The organism is Candidatus Tisiphia endosymbiont of Ditula angustiorana, from assembly GCF_964026425.1.
Taxonomy (GTDB): Bacteria; Pseudomonadota; Alphaproteobacteria; order Rickettsiales; family Rickettsiaceae; genus Tisiphia.
Map to the genome: position 1 here is coordinate 1603004 of NZ_OZ032143.1, position 14629 is coordinate 1617632.

Annotated in this window: 13 protein-coding genes and 1 pseudogene; 4 read left to right on the forward strand and 10 right to left on the reverse strand. The window is 33.9% G+C overall.

The window, feature by feature from the left end; all coding sequences use genetic code 11:
- Window positions 1–43 precede the first annotated feature (43 nt).
- Window positions 44–238 carry a hypothetical protein gene (locus AAGD29_RS07710; protein ID WP_341757700.1) on the reverse strand — a complete coding sequence of 65 codons (195 nt, stop codon included), beginning with the start codon at window positions 236–238 and terminating at the stop codon, window positions 44–46.
- Window positions 239–378: 140 nt separating this feature from the next.
- Between AAGD29_RS07710 and AAGD29_RS07715 the strand changes: the two genes are divergently transcribed.
- A complete protein-coding gene (locus tag AAGD29_RS07715; protein WP_341757701.1) occupies window positions 379–582 on the forward strand; it encodes a hypothetical protein in 204 nt (67 codons plus the stop codon).
- 77 nt (window positions 583–659) lie between these two features.
- On the opposite strand, the gene AAGD29_RS07720 is transcribed toward AAGD29_RS07715, so the two are convergent.
- The 7 genes and pseudogenes from AAGD29_RS07720 to AAGD29_RS07750 all read right to left on the reverse strand — a co-directional run bounded on the left by AAGD29_RS07720 (window position 660) and on the right by AAGD29_RS07750 (window position 6149).
- The gene (locus tag AAGD29_RS07720; protein WP_410521202.1) at window positions 660–881 is read right to left on the reverse strand and encodes an ATP-binding protein; all 222 of its coding nucleotides are present in this window, start codon (window positions 879–881) and stop codon (window positions 660–662) included.
- Window positions 882–1014: 133 nt separating this feature from the next.
- Entirely contained in the window at window positions 1015–1515 is a 501-nt protein-coding gene (locus tag AAGD29_RS07725) for an ATP-binding protein (RefSeq protein WP_341757702.1), read from the reverse strand.
- A 206-nt stretch (window positions 1516–1721) separates the two neighbouring features.
- Window positions 1722–3020, reverse strand: coding sequence for an IS21 family transposase (gene istA / locus AAGD29_RS07730; protein WP_341757703.1), 1299 nt, complete (start codon window positions 3018–3020; stop codon window positions 1722–1724).
- 191 nt (window positions 3021–3211) lie between these two features.
- Window positions 3212–4559: pseudogene (locus AAGD29_RS07735) on the reverse strand (IS110 family transposase).
- Window positions 4560–4838: 279 nt separating this feature from the next.
- On the reverse strand, window positions 4839–5381 hold the full coding sequence (locus AAGD29_RS07740) for a transposase (RefSeq protein ID WP_410521145.1): 543 nt from the start codon (window positions 5379–5381) through the stop codon (window positions 4839–4841).
- 281 nt (window positions 5382–5662) lie between these two features.
- Window positions 5663–5815, reverse strand: coding sequence for a hypothetical protein (locus AAGD29_RS07745; protein ID WP_341757704.1), 153 nt, complete (start codon window positions 5813–5815; stop codon window positions 5663–5665).
- Window positions 5787–6149, reverse strand: a complete 363-nt coding sequence (locus AAGD29_RS07750; protein WP_341757705.1) for an IS630 transposase-related protein — start codon at window positions 6147–6149, stop codon at window positions 5787–5789. Before AAGD29_RS07750 ends, AAGD29_RS07745 begins: the two co-directional genes overlap by 29 nt.
- Before the next feature lie 281 nt (window positions 6150–6430).
- Between AAGD29_RS07750 and AAGD29_RS07755 the strand changes: the two genes are divergently transcribed.
- Window positions 6431–7366, forward strand: coding sequence for an IS110 family transposase (locus tag AAGD29_RS07755; protein WP_341757706.1), 936 nt, complete (start codon window positions 6431–6433; stop codon window positions 7364–7366).
- Window positions 7367–7574: 208 nt separating this feature from the next.
- Here the strand turns inward: AAGD29_RS07755 and AAGD29_RS07760 are convergent, their stop codons facing one another.
- Window positions 7575–8204 carry an ankyrin repeat domain-containing protein gene (locus AAGD29_RS07760; RefSeq protein ID WP_341757707.1) on the reverse strand — a complete coding sequence of 210 codons (630 nt, stop codon included), beginning with the start codon at window positions 8202–8204 and terminating at the stop codon, window positions 7575–7577.
- Window positions 8205–8633: 429 nt separating this feature from the next.
- On the opposite strand from AAGD29_RS07760, the gene AAGD29_RS07765 reads away from it, so the two are divergent.
- Together AAGD29_RS07765 and cydB are read left to right on the forward strand one after the other, a co-directional pair.
- On the forward strand, window positions 8634–9968 hold the full coding sequence (locus AAGD29_RS07765; RefSeq protein ID WP_341757708.1) for a cytochrome ubiquinol oxidase subunit I: 1335 nt from the start codon (window positions 8634–8636) through the stop codon (window positions 9966–9968).
- 215 nt (window positions 9969–10183) lie between these two features.
- Window positions 10184–11203, forward strand: coding sequence for a cytochrome d ubiquinol oxidase subunit II (gene cydB, locus AAGD29_RS07770; RefSeq protein WP_341757709.1), 1020 nt, complete (start codon window positions 10184–10186; stop codon window positions 11201–11203).
- Between the two features lie 154 nt (window positions 11204–11357).
- On the opposite strand, the gene AAGD29_RS07775 is transcribed toward cydB, so the two are convergent.
- On the reverse strand, window positions 11358–14366 hold the full coding sequence (locus tag AAGD29_RS07775; protein WP_341757710.1) for an efflux RND transporter permease subunit: 3009 nt from the start codon (window positions 14364–14366) through the stop codon (window positions 11358–11360).
- Window positions 14367–14629 lie beyond the last annotated feature (263 nt).

Below are 14629 nucleotides of genomic sequence, written 5' to 3' on the forward strand. Positions count from 1 at the left end.
CCTTCAACAAAATTTGATTTTAATCTACATGTTCTCAATATCCTTATCCCGAATTGACGTGACCCGATACTTGGTGCTTACCACTATTTATTTCAGGCATTAAATTTTGTAATTCTTCAGAGGCTATTTTATTCCATACTTTCATCACGTCAGGATGTCTTTTGTCTACTAGCTTCCTCACAGAATTTGCATCCATACCAAACTCTATTACGCAGCGATCTAACACTTCTTGATACATATCTGTAAATTGTAACGAACTATTGACCCATTTAGAGCAAGAATTGTAAAGAGAATTGACCCACCTAAAAAGAAATAGTAGCTGCTACATAAATTAATAATTTGTTAATAATGTGTAGGAGTGTTTAGGGAGTGTTTATCGTGGAATCAATTTCAAAGATACGTAAAATGTATCATGTTGATGGCAAGGCAATTAGAGCAATTGCCAAAGAGCTTAATATATCAAAAAATACTGTTAAAAATGTAAATTGTAACGAACTATTGACCCACTATTGTAATGAACTATTGACCCACCAAACCATACTAAAAAATAAAATGAATTATAGTTTTTTGATCAGATTTTAACCATTATTAAAATTCAGATTCAGATAATATTTAACTATACTCAGTTGATGATTTTTTTATTACAATATTGCTCTTTACTAATTTACATCTTTGCCTCCTCTGAAACTTTTATTACCAGTTTCTATGATTTGACAATGATGCGTTATCCTATCAATAATTGCCTTTGTTGCCTTAGGATTACCAAATATATCACCCCATTCTTCAAATCTCAAATGGGTCGTTATAATGAGCGAAGATTGTTCATATAATTTAGCAAACAGCTCAAATAATAAGAATCTAGCCTCGGCTTTTATTGGTATACTCGATGAAAATCAACAATTGCGTTGTTGTTGTCCAAGACCTGCGGTGCTCACGTACTAATGTACGCTGTGCTCCTCGGCTTGGACACTCCTAGCACTTGTTGATTTTGATCTTCGTCTACCAACTCTTCATTTACGAGCAGTATACATAGCCCAGTTCATCTATCACAATAACATTGAATCTCTTAACTGAATCGATGAATTTGAGTTCATAGTTATGCATTCTAGCATTGAGTAATTGGCTAGCTAGTTCATTTAAAGTGTAGAACCTCACCCTGTAACCCTTTTCAACCGCAGTAAAAGCTAAACCAATTGCTAGATGAGTCTTAGCTGACCCAGAGGCGCCTATTAACATTATATTTTGGTGATTATCAACAACTTTCTGTATATCAATATTGCCAACCAACTTAGCTTGGCTAGTGTCTGAAAGTAGCTTTATTGTAGGAAACCTAGCTAGCTGTAACCGATAATTCAATGAACGTGATTTTTTATACTGACATTCTGCTTCAAAAAGCCTTTTTAATGTTTGATACACTCCTTCCACTGACGTTTCTTTTGCTAAATCCATCTCTGTTAATTGCATCTTCATTCCTACTAAACCCAACTTATCTAATAATAATATCAACTCTTTCATTTAATTTCCCTCCGCTACTGAATGGACTGTTAAATATATTTTGCTGTAGCTGCTACAATCAGCATTTGGAGGATTTTTTAACTGAATAAACTTATATTCATTGATATCTTCTTGCATAGATGGTTGTAAATATTGTTCCACTAACTTAGCACTGCAGCCACCAATTGTAATTGCTAGATTACAGGCATTAGTTACCTTATCCAGTCCTACTTATTAACAAACTGCAGAATTGCTACAAATTGTTTATCACCGTCCTTGTAGTTTTCCAGTTTATGGCGTATCTTACTAAATATATTTGGTAATAAACTCATCAGCTCTTTAAAGGGTACACCATTACGCAAAGCTCCTGGTTTACGCTCTAGTGCTGAGATATAATGCCATGGATTATAAATTTTTTGGTAACGCTTGAAACTGCGATCATGCTCTCCTATAACCTTACCTTCATGTAGAATAGCTATCTGCCAAGCATAGGATTTAATTTGTACAGCAAGACCTACATATTCACATGGAACACTATACATATTGGTATCATACTGCACAAGGCTCAAAGGTGAGACTATAGTTGGATGCAATCTATAACCGCTAAACTGCCCTCTATATCCTATTAAATATGCCTTCTCTTCCTCATATATTTCTAGAATCGTTCTTTCTGTAAATTCAGGATGTCTTTTAGTTTTAGCCCACTCTATAGACATCTCTCTTAGCTGAATGTTAATAGCTTCATAACTATCTCCTTTCAATATTGGAGTAAAAAAGTTACGTCTAGTGTCTCCTACTTGTTTCTCAACCTGTCCTTTCTCCCATCCCGATGCTGGAGTACAGGCAAGTGGCTCAAATAAATGGTGAAAGGCCATTTGGATAAACTTCTCGTTAAAGATACGATCCTTGCCAATCAATATTTTTTTGACAGCCGTCTTCATATTGTCATAAATACCATTCTTACAACAACCAGCAAAAAACTTGAAAGCTTGATCATGGGCATCCATAACCATTTCCAGCTGCTCATTAGGATAAACCACTACCAAAGAATAACGACTATAGCATAGCTTTATTCTCGCTGCTTTAACTCTAGTAACCTCCCCATTTAAACATATTTCTTCCTCTCCCCAATCAAACTGGAATGCTCCTCCTAGCTCAAAATTTAGTGGTATAAAAACTTGCTTACCTTTTGCTTCATGATCTCTTCGGAATCTTCTAACTATTAGATTCACAGATTCATAACTACCTTGATAACCTGATATCTTCAGCTGCTGATGTAATTTCTTGGCAGTCATTCTACGCCTAACTGGTTCTTTGATATTCTCTGCTAATAGCTGATTTAACATCGCAAGATATTCACCTAAAACTGGCTTAGCTTTACTATATTTAGCTAATTCAAACTTGGTCGCATTACTGCGTATAACCTTTTTAACAGTATTTTTTGATATATTAAGCTCTTTGGCAATTGCTCTAATTGCCTTGCCATCAACATGATACATTTTACGTATCTTTGAAATTGATTCCACGATAAACACTCCCTAAACACTCCTACACATTATTAACAAATTATTAATTTATGTAGCAGCTACTATTTCTTTTTAGGTGGGTCAATTCTCTTTACAATTCTTGCTCTAAATGGGTCAATAGTTCGTTACAATTTACATTTTTGTCCAACCAACAATTCTCCTATCTTACCCCAACCTCTTCCAACAAACTGCTACATAACATATTGATTTTCAGTATTTTCTGCTGTTAAAGTAAATCCTAATTCTTTTGCACGTTTTTCAAGAACCTGTACTAATTTGCTCTTGTATTTTTGTTCATAATTGCTTATACCTTGCTCAACATATACTTGTCCAAATTTCAACAACCTATAAAATAAGCAAGCTATTTTCCTGGCAGTTGCTGTGATAGCTTTTGGAGTTCCTTTACTGATTTTTATTCTACGCATAAATGATCCAATAGCGGTTTTGGTTTTACCTGCTGCGGCAGCTGCAATTCTGAAAGCAGTGGAAGCTCTGTTGATTACTTTTCGAGTTCTAGTACTAAAGACTTTTTCACCAGTTATTTTATTAGCAGGGCTTAAACCCAACCATGAAGCAAAGTGGTTTTCTGACTTCCATTGCGACATATCTGTACCGACTTCAGATATAATTGTTTGGATAGTTAGTACATTAAGTCCTGGTATTGTACTAAAGTCAAGACCAGTCATGTTATAGAGTTCCTGCTTAAGATTAAATTTAGGTCTGTTGCTACCGGCTCTTTTTGAGTCATCTTTTATTACTTCATTCCCTTTGGGTTCAAAATCTTTATAATGTCCTTCTATTTCAATATCAATCTCTTCAAATTTTTTTTAGATAACCCATGTATAATTCAAACTCCTGCTTCAACACAAAGAGATGTTCCTTGCGATAATCACCTTGTAGTGACTTAATTATAGTTTCTTCACTACTTTTGATTCGGTAATCTCTAAATTTTGCCAATTTTACTGGATCACGCTCACCACCTATAATCGCTCTGATAATTGCCATACCTGTTGTACCTGTGATGTCGGTAATTACATTACGTAGTTGCATATTCATCTCTGTTAAAGCTTTCTGCATACGAAATACATGCGTTGTAGAGTTTTTGATCAGACGCTCTCTTTGACGTATATAACTTCTTAGTACACAAACACTATCTTCAGGTCTGAATGATGACTGTAATAAACCACAACTATGTAATTTTTGTAACCATTGGGCGTCTTGTACATCACTTTTGCGTCCAGGGACATTTTTAACATATTTAGCATTGACTAGATATACTTCAAAACCTCTTTGTTCAAGTATTTGAAATACTGGTATCCAATACACGCCAGTTGACTCCATAGCTATAGTTTTAACACCGCATTTCTTTAGCCAATCAGCAATCTTATGCAAGTCATCAGTAAAACTCCCGAATCTTCTTACATATTCTTTGTCCCGATCTTGTGGAACACAAACATAATGTGATTTTGATCCTATATCAATTCCAGCAGCATCAGGATTGATAATTTGTAATGTATTGGTATTATTATCATTGTTCATAATAAATCCTCCTTATAGTATAGTTGCACATTAATCTTAACATGAACCTGCTACAAGTCAGAGGGATTTAAAAAATTATACTCTTCCAAACGAGGTATCAATGTCTGATCCATCAATGTACAAAACACCATCCTCCAAAGTCACGCTCCTAATCGGGTACAGAAAACACCATTGAGCTTATCGACCATAACTCTTGTACAGATCCGGTTCTAATTTTAAGGTATTGCGTCAGTTTATTCCATTATAAACTTGACCGCGAAGCGTATCAAGTGTAGGCTCCTAACAAACTGGTTCTAAAGAAGGTTCTATTTTAACTACGCTCAACCCTAGTCGTGTTGCCTGTTTCTGCAGGTTTCTCATCATTGTTTTCTGATATTGTTCTTTATATGCCTCGATTCCCCGTTCTACATAGTCTTGACCATATTTTAATAATCGATAAAACATACATGCCAACTTCCTTGCTGTTGCTGTAATAGCTTTTGGTGTACCAGCCCTACCTTTGATCCGTCTATAAAACCCTGCTAGTGCTGATTTACCTCTACCTAGATTAAAAGCGGCCATCCTAAAAGCCATACTTGCTTTATTTTCTACCTTTTTTGTTCTAGTATCAAATACTTTACCACCGGTAATTTTATTAGCAGGACTTAAACCAAGCCAAGATGTAAAATGTTTCTCTGTACTCCATTTGTCCATATCTAACCCCACTTCCGATACTATCGTTTGTACACTTAGTTCACTTAGCCCTGGAATTGCAGTAAAATCTACTCCTGCTGCATTAGGATTGATTACAGATAATTTTTGTTTATCATTTTTATTTGTCATATAAACTTCCTCCATTAATTAGACCGAGCTAATATAAAGTTGGAGTATTTAGTGAAAAATTTAATCTCCTAAACGAGGTCTCTTATGTGCCATAAATACATAATGCCATCAATGATCTTACCAATAGCTCCAAAACCATGCTATCTTACGGGCTGCTTTCGCTGCACCATTGGTGCTGTCGGTTATAGTGCTTTTACCATTAACTCGGCTAACTGCAACTTTAACACAGTATAGTCGTAAATACTATACAATGAGGTTGATAGCTCACCACCAAAGTTTGTTTATGTTTTTACATAATGCATAGCATTTTGTTTGGTGCTATCTTGGCAAATGGTCCTATCTATATTACTCTCATCAAGATACACCATTTGCTCTTTGTCATATTTACTGACCTTTTCTAAATATTCAGATCGTTTCTCTGCACTTGCTTCCAAATAGCTGAAGGTTTTTTTTATGACTATAGCCTAACTTCTTTAATATTCTTCCAACTTGAGTGCCTGTAATCCCAAATTTCTTACCAATATCTTTTAGCGTAATATTTGAATTATTTTTGACAAATTCTTCTAGTTGTTGCTTGTCAACTTTACTTTTAAATCCTAATCTCGCTTTTGCTAATATTGTTCCTTCTTTTTTCTTCCTTACCTTCCAACGATTAATTGTATTCTTGTGTATATCAAATATCTTAGCAGCAGATATTTGACTATTACCTTTTTCTATATAATTTATTACTTTTTCTCTTAAATCTTGACTATATGGGCTTGTTGACATTTTTTTCTCTTATTTATATCATATAAACTCACCTAATTCAATGTGTTTCACTATATATCTAATAGATTGTATCTTGAATATTAGCTCAATATGGAGTTAATATGGTCGGAAGGAGTGACGCCGTTTAATTTAGATTGGTCTTTAAAGACCGAGGGAATCTTGGTGCACTCCTTCCTTGAATCGCAAAGTATAATACGAACGGTAGGATGATCCTTTAGAGATCGAATTTACAATCATGTATCAAAACTTTGCAAAACAACCACTAATTATAGGTAAAGCAAATGACTGAAAAAAGCAAGATATTTATGGGAATAGATGTTTCAAAAAATACGCTTGATATATCTATGAACAATATTCATTGTAAGATTAAAAATACAGATAAAGCTATTTCTGATTTTATAAAATCAGAAATAGCTTCTCGAAATATTGTGCTTACTGTTTTGGAATCTACTGGCGGTTATGAACGTTTGGTTATGAGGATGTTGCAACAAGCCGGGCTTGCTGTGCATAGAGCTCATCCTAATAGAGTTCACGCTTTTGCTAAGGTCTGTAACCATTTTGCTAAAACTGATAAATTGGATGCGTTATTACTTGAGAAATATGCAGCTTTTATTGCTAATGATGAGAAAGGAGACCAAATAATTTCTGTTATACAAGAAGAATTACAATCTCTAAGGAGCATAGAACGTAATATAGAAGAAGATATACATGCTAATCAATGCAGAACAAAAGTTGCATCCGAGAAGGCTAAGAAATATCTCGAAAAAATGATAAAGTGTGGCAAAAAACAGCTTGAGGAAATTAGAAAAGATATAAAGGCTGCTATAAAGGAAGATAAGAGTTTAAAGGCAAAAAATGATTTACTCATAAGCTATAAAGGTATAGGTGAAAAAACAGCTAGTGTTTTGCTAATAGAACTGCCAGAGCTTGGTGTGCTGAGCAATAAGGAAATTGCAAGCTTAGTTGGACTCGCCCCAAAAACAAGCCAAAGCGGTCAAAAAACTAATGGGGCTCATATTAGAGGGGGCAGGTTTTTTGTTCGAAAAAGCTTGTATATGGCTGCTTTAGTAGCGATGCGTCATAATGACAAAATGAAGGCATTATATGAACGTATGACTAATGCTGGTAAAAAAGCAAAGGTCGCTTTAGTAACCGTTATGCGTAAAATAATTATTTGTTTAAATTCTATGGTAAAAAATAATAAAATTTATGAATAATAATCTACTTTTTTTCTTGACTAGCAAGACGGTAGATTCCCGCCTACGCGGGAATGACATCTTCTCGCCTTCTTTTCATGACTTTTAAACTGTCCTGAATTATATAACTCAATAAAAACTTGATTATCGAGTTAAACTGATGTCTTACATCGATACTTGAGGTTAATATATGTTTCATCCATTTTCCAGTTGCTACCCACTTGCTTCATTAAGAATCAAAAGATAGCCCCTCATCTGCCCCTGACAATGGAACAGCTGCATCAATACCACGCTCAAGTACATTTTGGTATATAGTAGTATATTTATTATTAAATGAATAATCCGTAGTGTCATGACTTATTGCTTCATATAAGGAGTCTACAATATCACTTATCTTTTTTAAATGAGCATCAGATGATAAAGCCATTGATTTGTTCTTCAATAATTCCCGAAAATCATTTATATCTTTCTGTATATTCTTACCCAGCTGAGCCTTAAACAAATTTGGTTTTGTAACTTTAGCACCATATTTTTCTAATAGGCGAATATTTGAATAATTACCATTTATAGAAGCAATGTCTAATGGTGTATTAGTGTCATTATCAGCTATATTTGGATCTGCGTTCATGCCTAATAACATTTCAACGATCTTAGTACTCTTAAGATTGTCCTTATGTTCTATTGCATAATGTAGTGCAGTATTACCGTCTTTATCTTGATTATTTACATTACCTTTTGTAACTAAATGATCTACTAACTTTACGTTACCTGTTTTTACAGCTGTAAATAAAGGATTTTTATCAAATAAAGTAGTTAAACCACCATAGCGTACTGTATTAAACATCATTCCAAACTTCATATTTATTCCTCCAGTTAGTTTTTATATCACGAATATCCGTTTCAAACGGAAACTCGTGGTCATAGTACAGTAAAATTCCATTACATGCAAGCAATATTTAAAAAATTTTTAAGATATCCGAAGGGGTAGAGATAACATAATGGCGGTGACATCACCCCTAATGGCGATGATTACTTGAGCCTACTATTAATTTATTACATCAAATTCAGGTTAACTTAACGTGACAATCTAGTACGCATAGTGTATGGTAGCATTTGAAAATAAAATTGACTATAGTATTTTTTATCAAAGAAGCCTCTTATCGGTTGTAGTCAATTCAGGAGGGTTGGGTAGCAGGAGCGATAGAGCGACGCCTATATGTAATAGGCGATCGATCGAAGACGACGCTACCTACTTCTCATCAATTGACTATAGCAAAAAAGTAACAATATGGAATTCGATCCTAATCTACTATCTCGTATACAATTTGCCTTTACCATAAGTTTTCATATAATTTTTCCATCCTTTACCATTGGTCTTGCTAGCTGGCTTGCTGTCATAGAAGGGTTATGGATTAAAACTGGCAATAATATTTATCAAGAAATATATAAATTTTGGATTAAGATTTTTGCTATTACTTTTGGTATGGGAGTGGTATCAGGCGTTGTTATGTCTTATCAATTTGGTACTAATTGGTCAGGTTTCTCTGATAAGGTAGGTAATGTACTTGGACCACTATTAGGTTTTGAAGTGCTTACTGCATTCTTTTTGGAATCATCTTTCCTTGGAATTATGCTATTTGGCTGGAATAGAGTCAGTAAAAATATGCATTTCGCTGCCACTTTAATCGTGGCAGTTGGTACAATTATCTCTGCTTTTTGGATTCTTGCAGCTAATAGCTGGATGCAAACTCCTACTGGTTATGAAGTACGAGCAGATAATATTTTATACCCGGTAAGTTGGTTAGAAATTATTTTTAATCCTTCATTTCCATATCGTTTTTGTCATATGATTGTAGCAGCATATTTAACTACAGCTTTTGCAATTGGTGGTGTTGCTGCATGCTATCTTTTACATGAAAAATTTGTTAACCATGCTAGAATCATGTTTGGCATGGCAATGTTGATGGCAGTAGCTGTTGCCCCCATACAACTTCTTATTGGTGATCAACATGGGTTAAATACTCTAAAACATCAGCCGGCAAAAGTTGCTGCTATAGAAGGTATATGGGATACGGAGAAAGGAGCAGGCCTTAGACTCTTTGGCTGGCCTTCAGCAGAAGAAGAGACGACAAAATATACTATAGAAATACCAAAAGTTGCTAGCTTATTACTGACACACAGCTTAGATGGAGAAGTAAAAGGTTTAAAAGAATGGTCAAAAGAAAATCGACCTCCTGTATTAATAATATTTCTTGCCTTCCGAGTAATGGTAGGAATCGGTATATTAATGGTAATTACTGGGGTTATTGCATTAGTTTTATACTTACGTAAAAGATTATTTGATACAAAATGGTTTCAATATTGGTGCATGTTGATGACTCCATCTGGTTTTATAGCAATATTAGCAGGTTGGTTTGTTACAGAAGTTGGTAGGCAACCTTATGTAGTATATAATATACTCAGAACATCTGAAATATCTTCACCAGTATTAGGTCAATATATCTTTGCCTCACTAATTGCTTTTGTTATAGTATATGCTTTTATATTTGGCGGAGGCATTTATTATATTATAACTTTAATAAAAAAAGGACCTAGTACTACAAACCTAGTACTACAACTATAGTACTAGGTGAAAAGCTGTCATCCGCGGCTATGCGGGAAGGCACTGCCCACGTGAATCACTAGTATGTCATTCCCGCGTAGGCGGGAATCTAAAAAAAATAGCCTAAAAGACTATTAAACATTATTAGATCCCTGCCGTAGCTCGGATGACATCGTTTTAACGTTAGTACTACAACTGTAGTACTAGGAAATCTAACAGGTAAGGATATATCAACCATGCTTAATTTTGCTCCCTATATAGATTTACCTTTGGTTTGGGGTGGAATAATTGTCACAGCAATCTTTCTTTATGTATTATTAGATGGTTTTGATCTAGGAATTGGTATATTATTCCCATTTGCTCCTACTCAAGATTGCCGCAATAAAATGATGAACTCTGTAGTACCATTTTGGGACGGTAATGAAACTTGGTTAGTTTTAGGTGGTGGTGGGTTATTTGCCGCATTCCCACTAGCTTATTCAGTTTTGATGTCAGCCTTCTATATACCAATTACCGTAATGCTTTTGGGATTAATCTTCCGCGGAGTAGCTTTTGAATTTAGATTTAAAGCCTCTCTAAAATATTGCTTTATATGGGATTACTCTTTCCATTTTGGCTCTATCATCGCTGCATTATTTCAGGGGATTATGCTAGGAGCTTTTATACAAGGAATTAAAATTGATGGCAGGGTATTTGTTGGCAATGCTTTTGATTGGCTAACACCTTTTTCTATCATGACAGGCATTGCTCTAGTATTTGGTTACGCTCTTCTTGGTGCTACTTGGCTGATAATGAAGACTGACGAAAATACCCAAATATGGGCTCGTAAATCCGCATCATACGTATTAATGTATGTTATATTATTTATGGGTTTAGTAAGTTTATGGGTACCGTTTTTAAATGAGCGAATTCGTATATTTTGGTTTAGTATGCCTAATTTTATATATCTCTCATTAATCCCCATTTTAACTATTTTTACATTATTTAGGTTACTTTCAGCTCTTTATAAGAATAAAGAATTTCAGCCTTTCTGTTACTCAGTTTTACTTTTTGTTCTAGGCTATTTGGGGCTTATCTTAAGTATTTGGCCTTTTATAGTACCACATCAAATATCTCTGTGGCAAGCGGCAGCGGCAGCAGAATCACAATCTCTAATGTTGGTAGGAGCGGCAACACTTTTACCAATAATATTGGGTTATACAACTTATTGTTATTATATATTCCGTGGAAAATCGACTCATCACCCTATGTATTAGTAAGTTGAGAAAAATTTTTATTTCTCAACAATTTTCTCAAAAATCCAAACAATGGCTTTGGTTTGTAATATTATACTTAGTGGGATTAATATTTGTGCTATCATTATCCTGTATAATTAAAGCTATCTTTTATATATTTAATTAATAGCTTTTACTACTGCCCCCTGCCTCTTCTAACTTTCGACAGTTGATGAAAACCAACATAAAGCAAAGGTGTTACATAAAGTGTTAATATCGATCCAACAACAATCCCTGTTACCAAAACTATAGCCATTTGAAAACGACTATTAGCATAGTTGCCATTATCAAAGAAAAGTGACAACAAACCAATACTCATAGCTAAAGAAGTAATTAAAATTGCCCTGATTCTTGATGTTGCCGCTGTTACTATTGTTTTTAGAGTTCTTTGTCCCTTCTGATGCATTGCACTACACAACAACACACTATGCTTAGTCATTAATCCTGCTAATGTGATAAGTGATATTTGCGTATATATATTCAATCCCCCTTGAGAAAAATATAAGCTCAATAATGCTACACTTAAAGCAGCTGGAATTCCCCCAACTAAAATAAAAAATGATAGAATTGAGTCGTTAAAGCGTGCAAACATTAATAAGTAGAGTCCAAGTACAGATAGTAAAATTAGTACTGTAAATGATGATGTTGAATCAATAAGTATTTGCGTTTGCTCACTATAGCTAATATCACTATCATTTGGTAACTTGCTGTTTAACTGATTAATAAAATGAACTGCATCCTGCAATTTAATACCATGTTTAGCAGTGGCAATTACTTCAATAGAATATTGCTCATTATAACGCATAATTTGATTAACGGTATTCACCCTATTAATATCACATATATCCTTAAGCTGAATAAGGTTTTCTCCATTCTTCTGTGTTGTAATGAACATATTTTGTATATTACTTAGTGTCTTGCCAAATTTAGGATCTGATTTAGCGATGACATCATAGGTATTATCATAGTGCTTAAAGTTCCCTATTTTCCTAGCATTAAACAGAATATCTAAGGTACTTGATATATCTTTCTGACTTAAACCATATTTAAATAACTTATCTTGATTACACCAAATTTTATAATCTTGTACAGGCGAAGCCTCAATAGCTATAACATTAGTAAATAAATCTTTTGAGTTAGTCTGTATAAAATGAACAGCTTGCCAAGCATTCTCCATGGATGATTGGTTATTGACATAAAAACTTAACTCAACGTTACCCTTTGCTGAACCAGCATTTTTCCCTTGAGCAAATTTCACTGAAATATCTCCACCCACTGCTATTTTTGCTAGTTTAGCTTCAATTTCATGCAATGTTTGTACCGCTTTAGTTTTATCTTTTAATATCAACCAAATCGTTGAACGTGGCGATTCTTCAATGTTCAGAGTATATTTTATATTATCATTATCCTTGATTATTTTAGTAATTTTCTCCATATAGTGATGGATGTAACTTAAATTGGTATTAACCATAAAGGTGTTAGTAAGTATAAGCATATCTTTTTTTTCAAATGGCTCAATTTCTATTTTCATATTGTTAACTGCAACATATGTACCAGCCACTACAACGATAGCCACCAAGGATAAAAATATTTTGGCATGACGTATAATAAAAAATAAAGACCCCGTATATTTATAGGTAATCATATCCAGCATCTTATTAACAATTTGAGCAAATCGGCTTTCATGCGTATTATTTGCTAGTTTTAAAAATAATATGGGTGTTAAGGTAAATGCAACGATAAAGGACATCACTAAACAAGCAATTACTGACAAAGCAAATTCCTGCAAAATTTTTCCTACTTCTCCTTTAATAAACAAAATAGGGACATATATTACTACTAGCGTAAACATCAATATTAAAACAGATAAAAAAAGACTATAAATTGCTTGCAATATACTAGTTAAAGCATCTTTATTCTTCCGATAATAATGTTCAGCATTCTCAATCACTACAATAGAGTCGTCAACCACTAACCCTATAGCCAGTACCATAGCCAACATCGTTATGGCATTGAGTGTAAAACCACATAAGTACAGCATAACAAAACAAGCTGCAATCGAGACTGGAATTGCACAAATTGCAATAATTGAATATCGCAATGAGCCCATTAGCAGTAAAACAATTACTGACACCAACAAGACCGATTCAAGCAAAGTTTTTCTTACTTCTTGAAATGCTTGTAAAATATCTTGGCTATCATCGATAATAACCTGAAAGATAAATTGGGGATTAGCTCTTTCATAATGTTCTAGGAAATGTTTTACACTCTTTGATACATCGATTGGATTTGCATCCGACTTAGCAAAAATACCTAATAAAACAATTTTATCCATGCCAAAATAAGCAAGGCTAAGTGCTTCTTTATCTGATATTGTAATGCTGGCAATATTTTTTAATTTTATAGCAACATTATTACTTTCTAAATTGATTTCGCCAAAATCACTCAACTTATTAATTGCTGTATCAAAAGAAATATACTCTGTTTTATATTGATTTGATAACTTACCACCAGAGAAATAACTGTTTTGTAGTGTTAACGAAGCAAGAATACTATCTAACGGGATATAATATTTTGCAATCTTTTCAGGATCAATATCGATATTAATCACTTTTTCACTCACACCAAAACTAGATGTATTGGCTACACCATCGACATATTTAAGCTTTTTTTTGATTAACTCAATATCATCAGCAGTAGTTGATACATTGTTCTTAGAACTCACCGCAATATACATCATTGGTAAAACAGAAAAGCTTTCAGTAGATATTATAGGCTCTTTCGCCCCCTCTGGCAGGAGAGCCTTATTTTTTAATATCAAATCTCTAACTTGATTAATTGCTTGTTCTATAGGAACTTTTTTGGCAATAGTTAGAGTTATTTTACTCTCTCCTAACTGACTAATAGCAATAATCGACTTAAGACCATCAATATGTGAAAAAACTTCCTCAAAAGGTTTGGTAGTATATTTCTCTATCAGGTCCGGCTTTACATTCGGATTGATGATAGAAATATAAATATTTGAAACAGGAATGTTTGGTAAAAGTTGAATTTTCAGCTGCAAATATGAGTATATACCAAATAGCACAACCACAATATTTATGACAATAAAGAAGCTACTATGTTCCAATAATTTTTTTATCATAAAAGTTTTTTCACTCGATAATCAAGTTTTTTTCTGAAGGCTACAATTCATGGCAGTTTATGTCATCCCAGCGAAAGCTGGTATCTAAAATATCTAACAACACTGTCTATGCTATTTCTTTAGATTCCCGCCGTTGCTGAGAATGACATCTTCTCGGCTTCTTTTCATGACTTTTAAACTGTCCTGAATTATATAACTCACTCACCTTACACATAACTCCTATGGCAATTTAAAAATCATAGGAAAAACAGCCTAGCGTCATT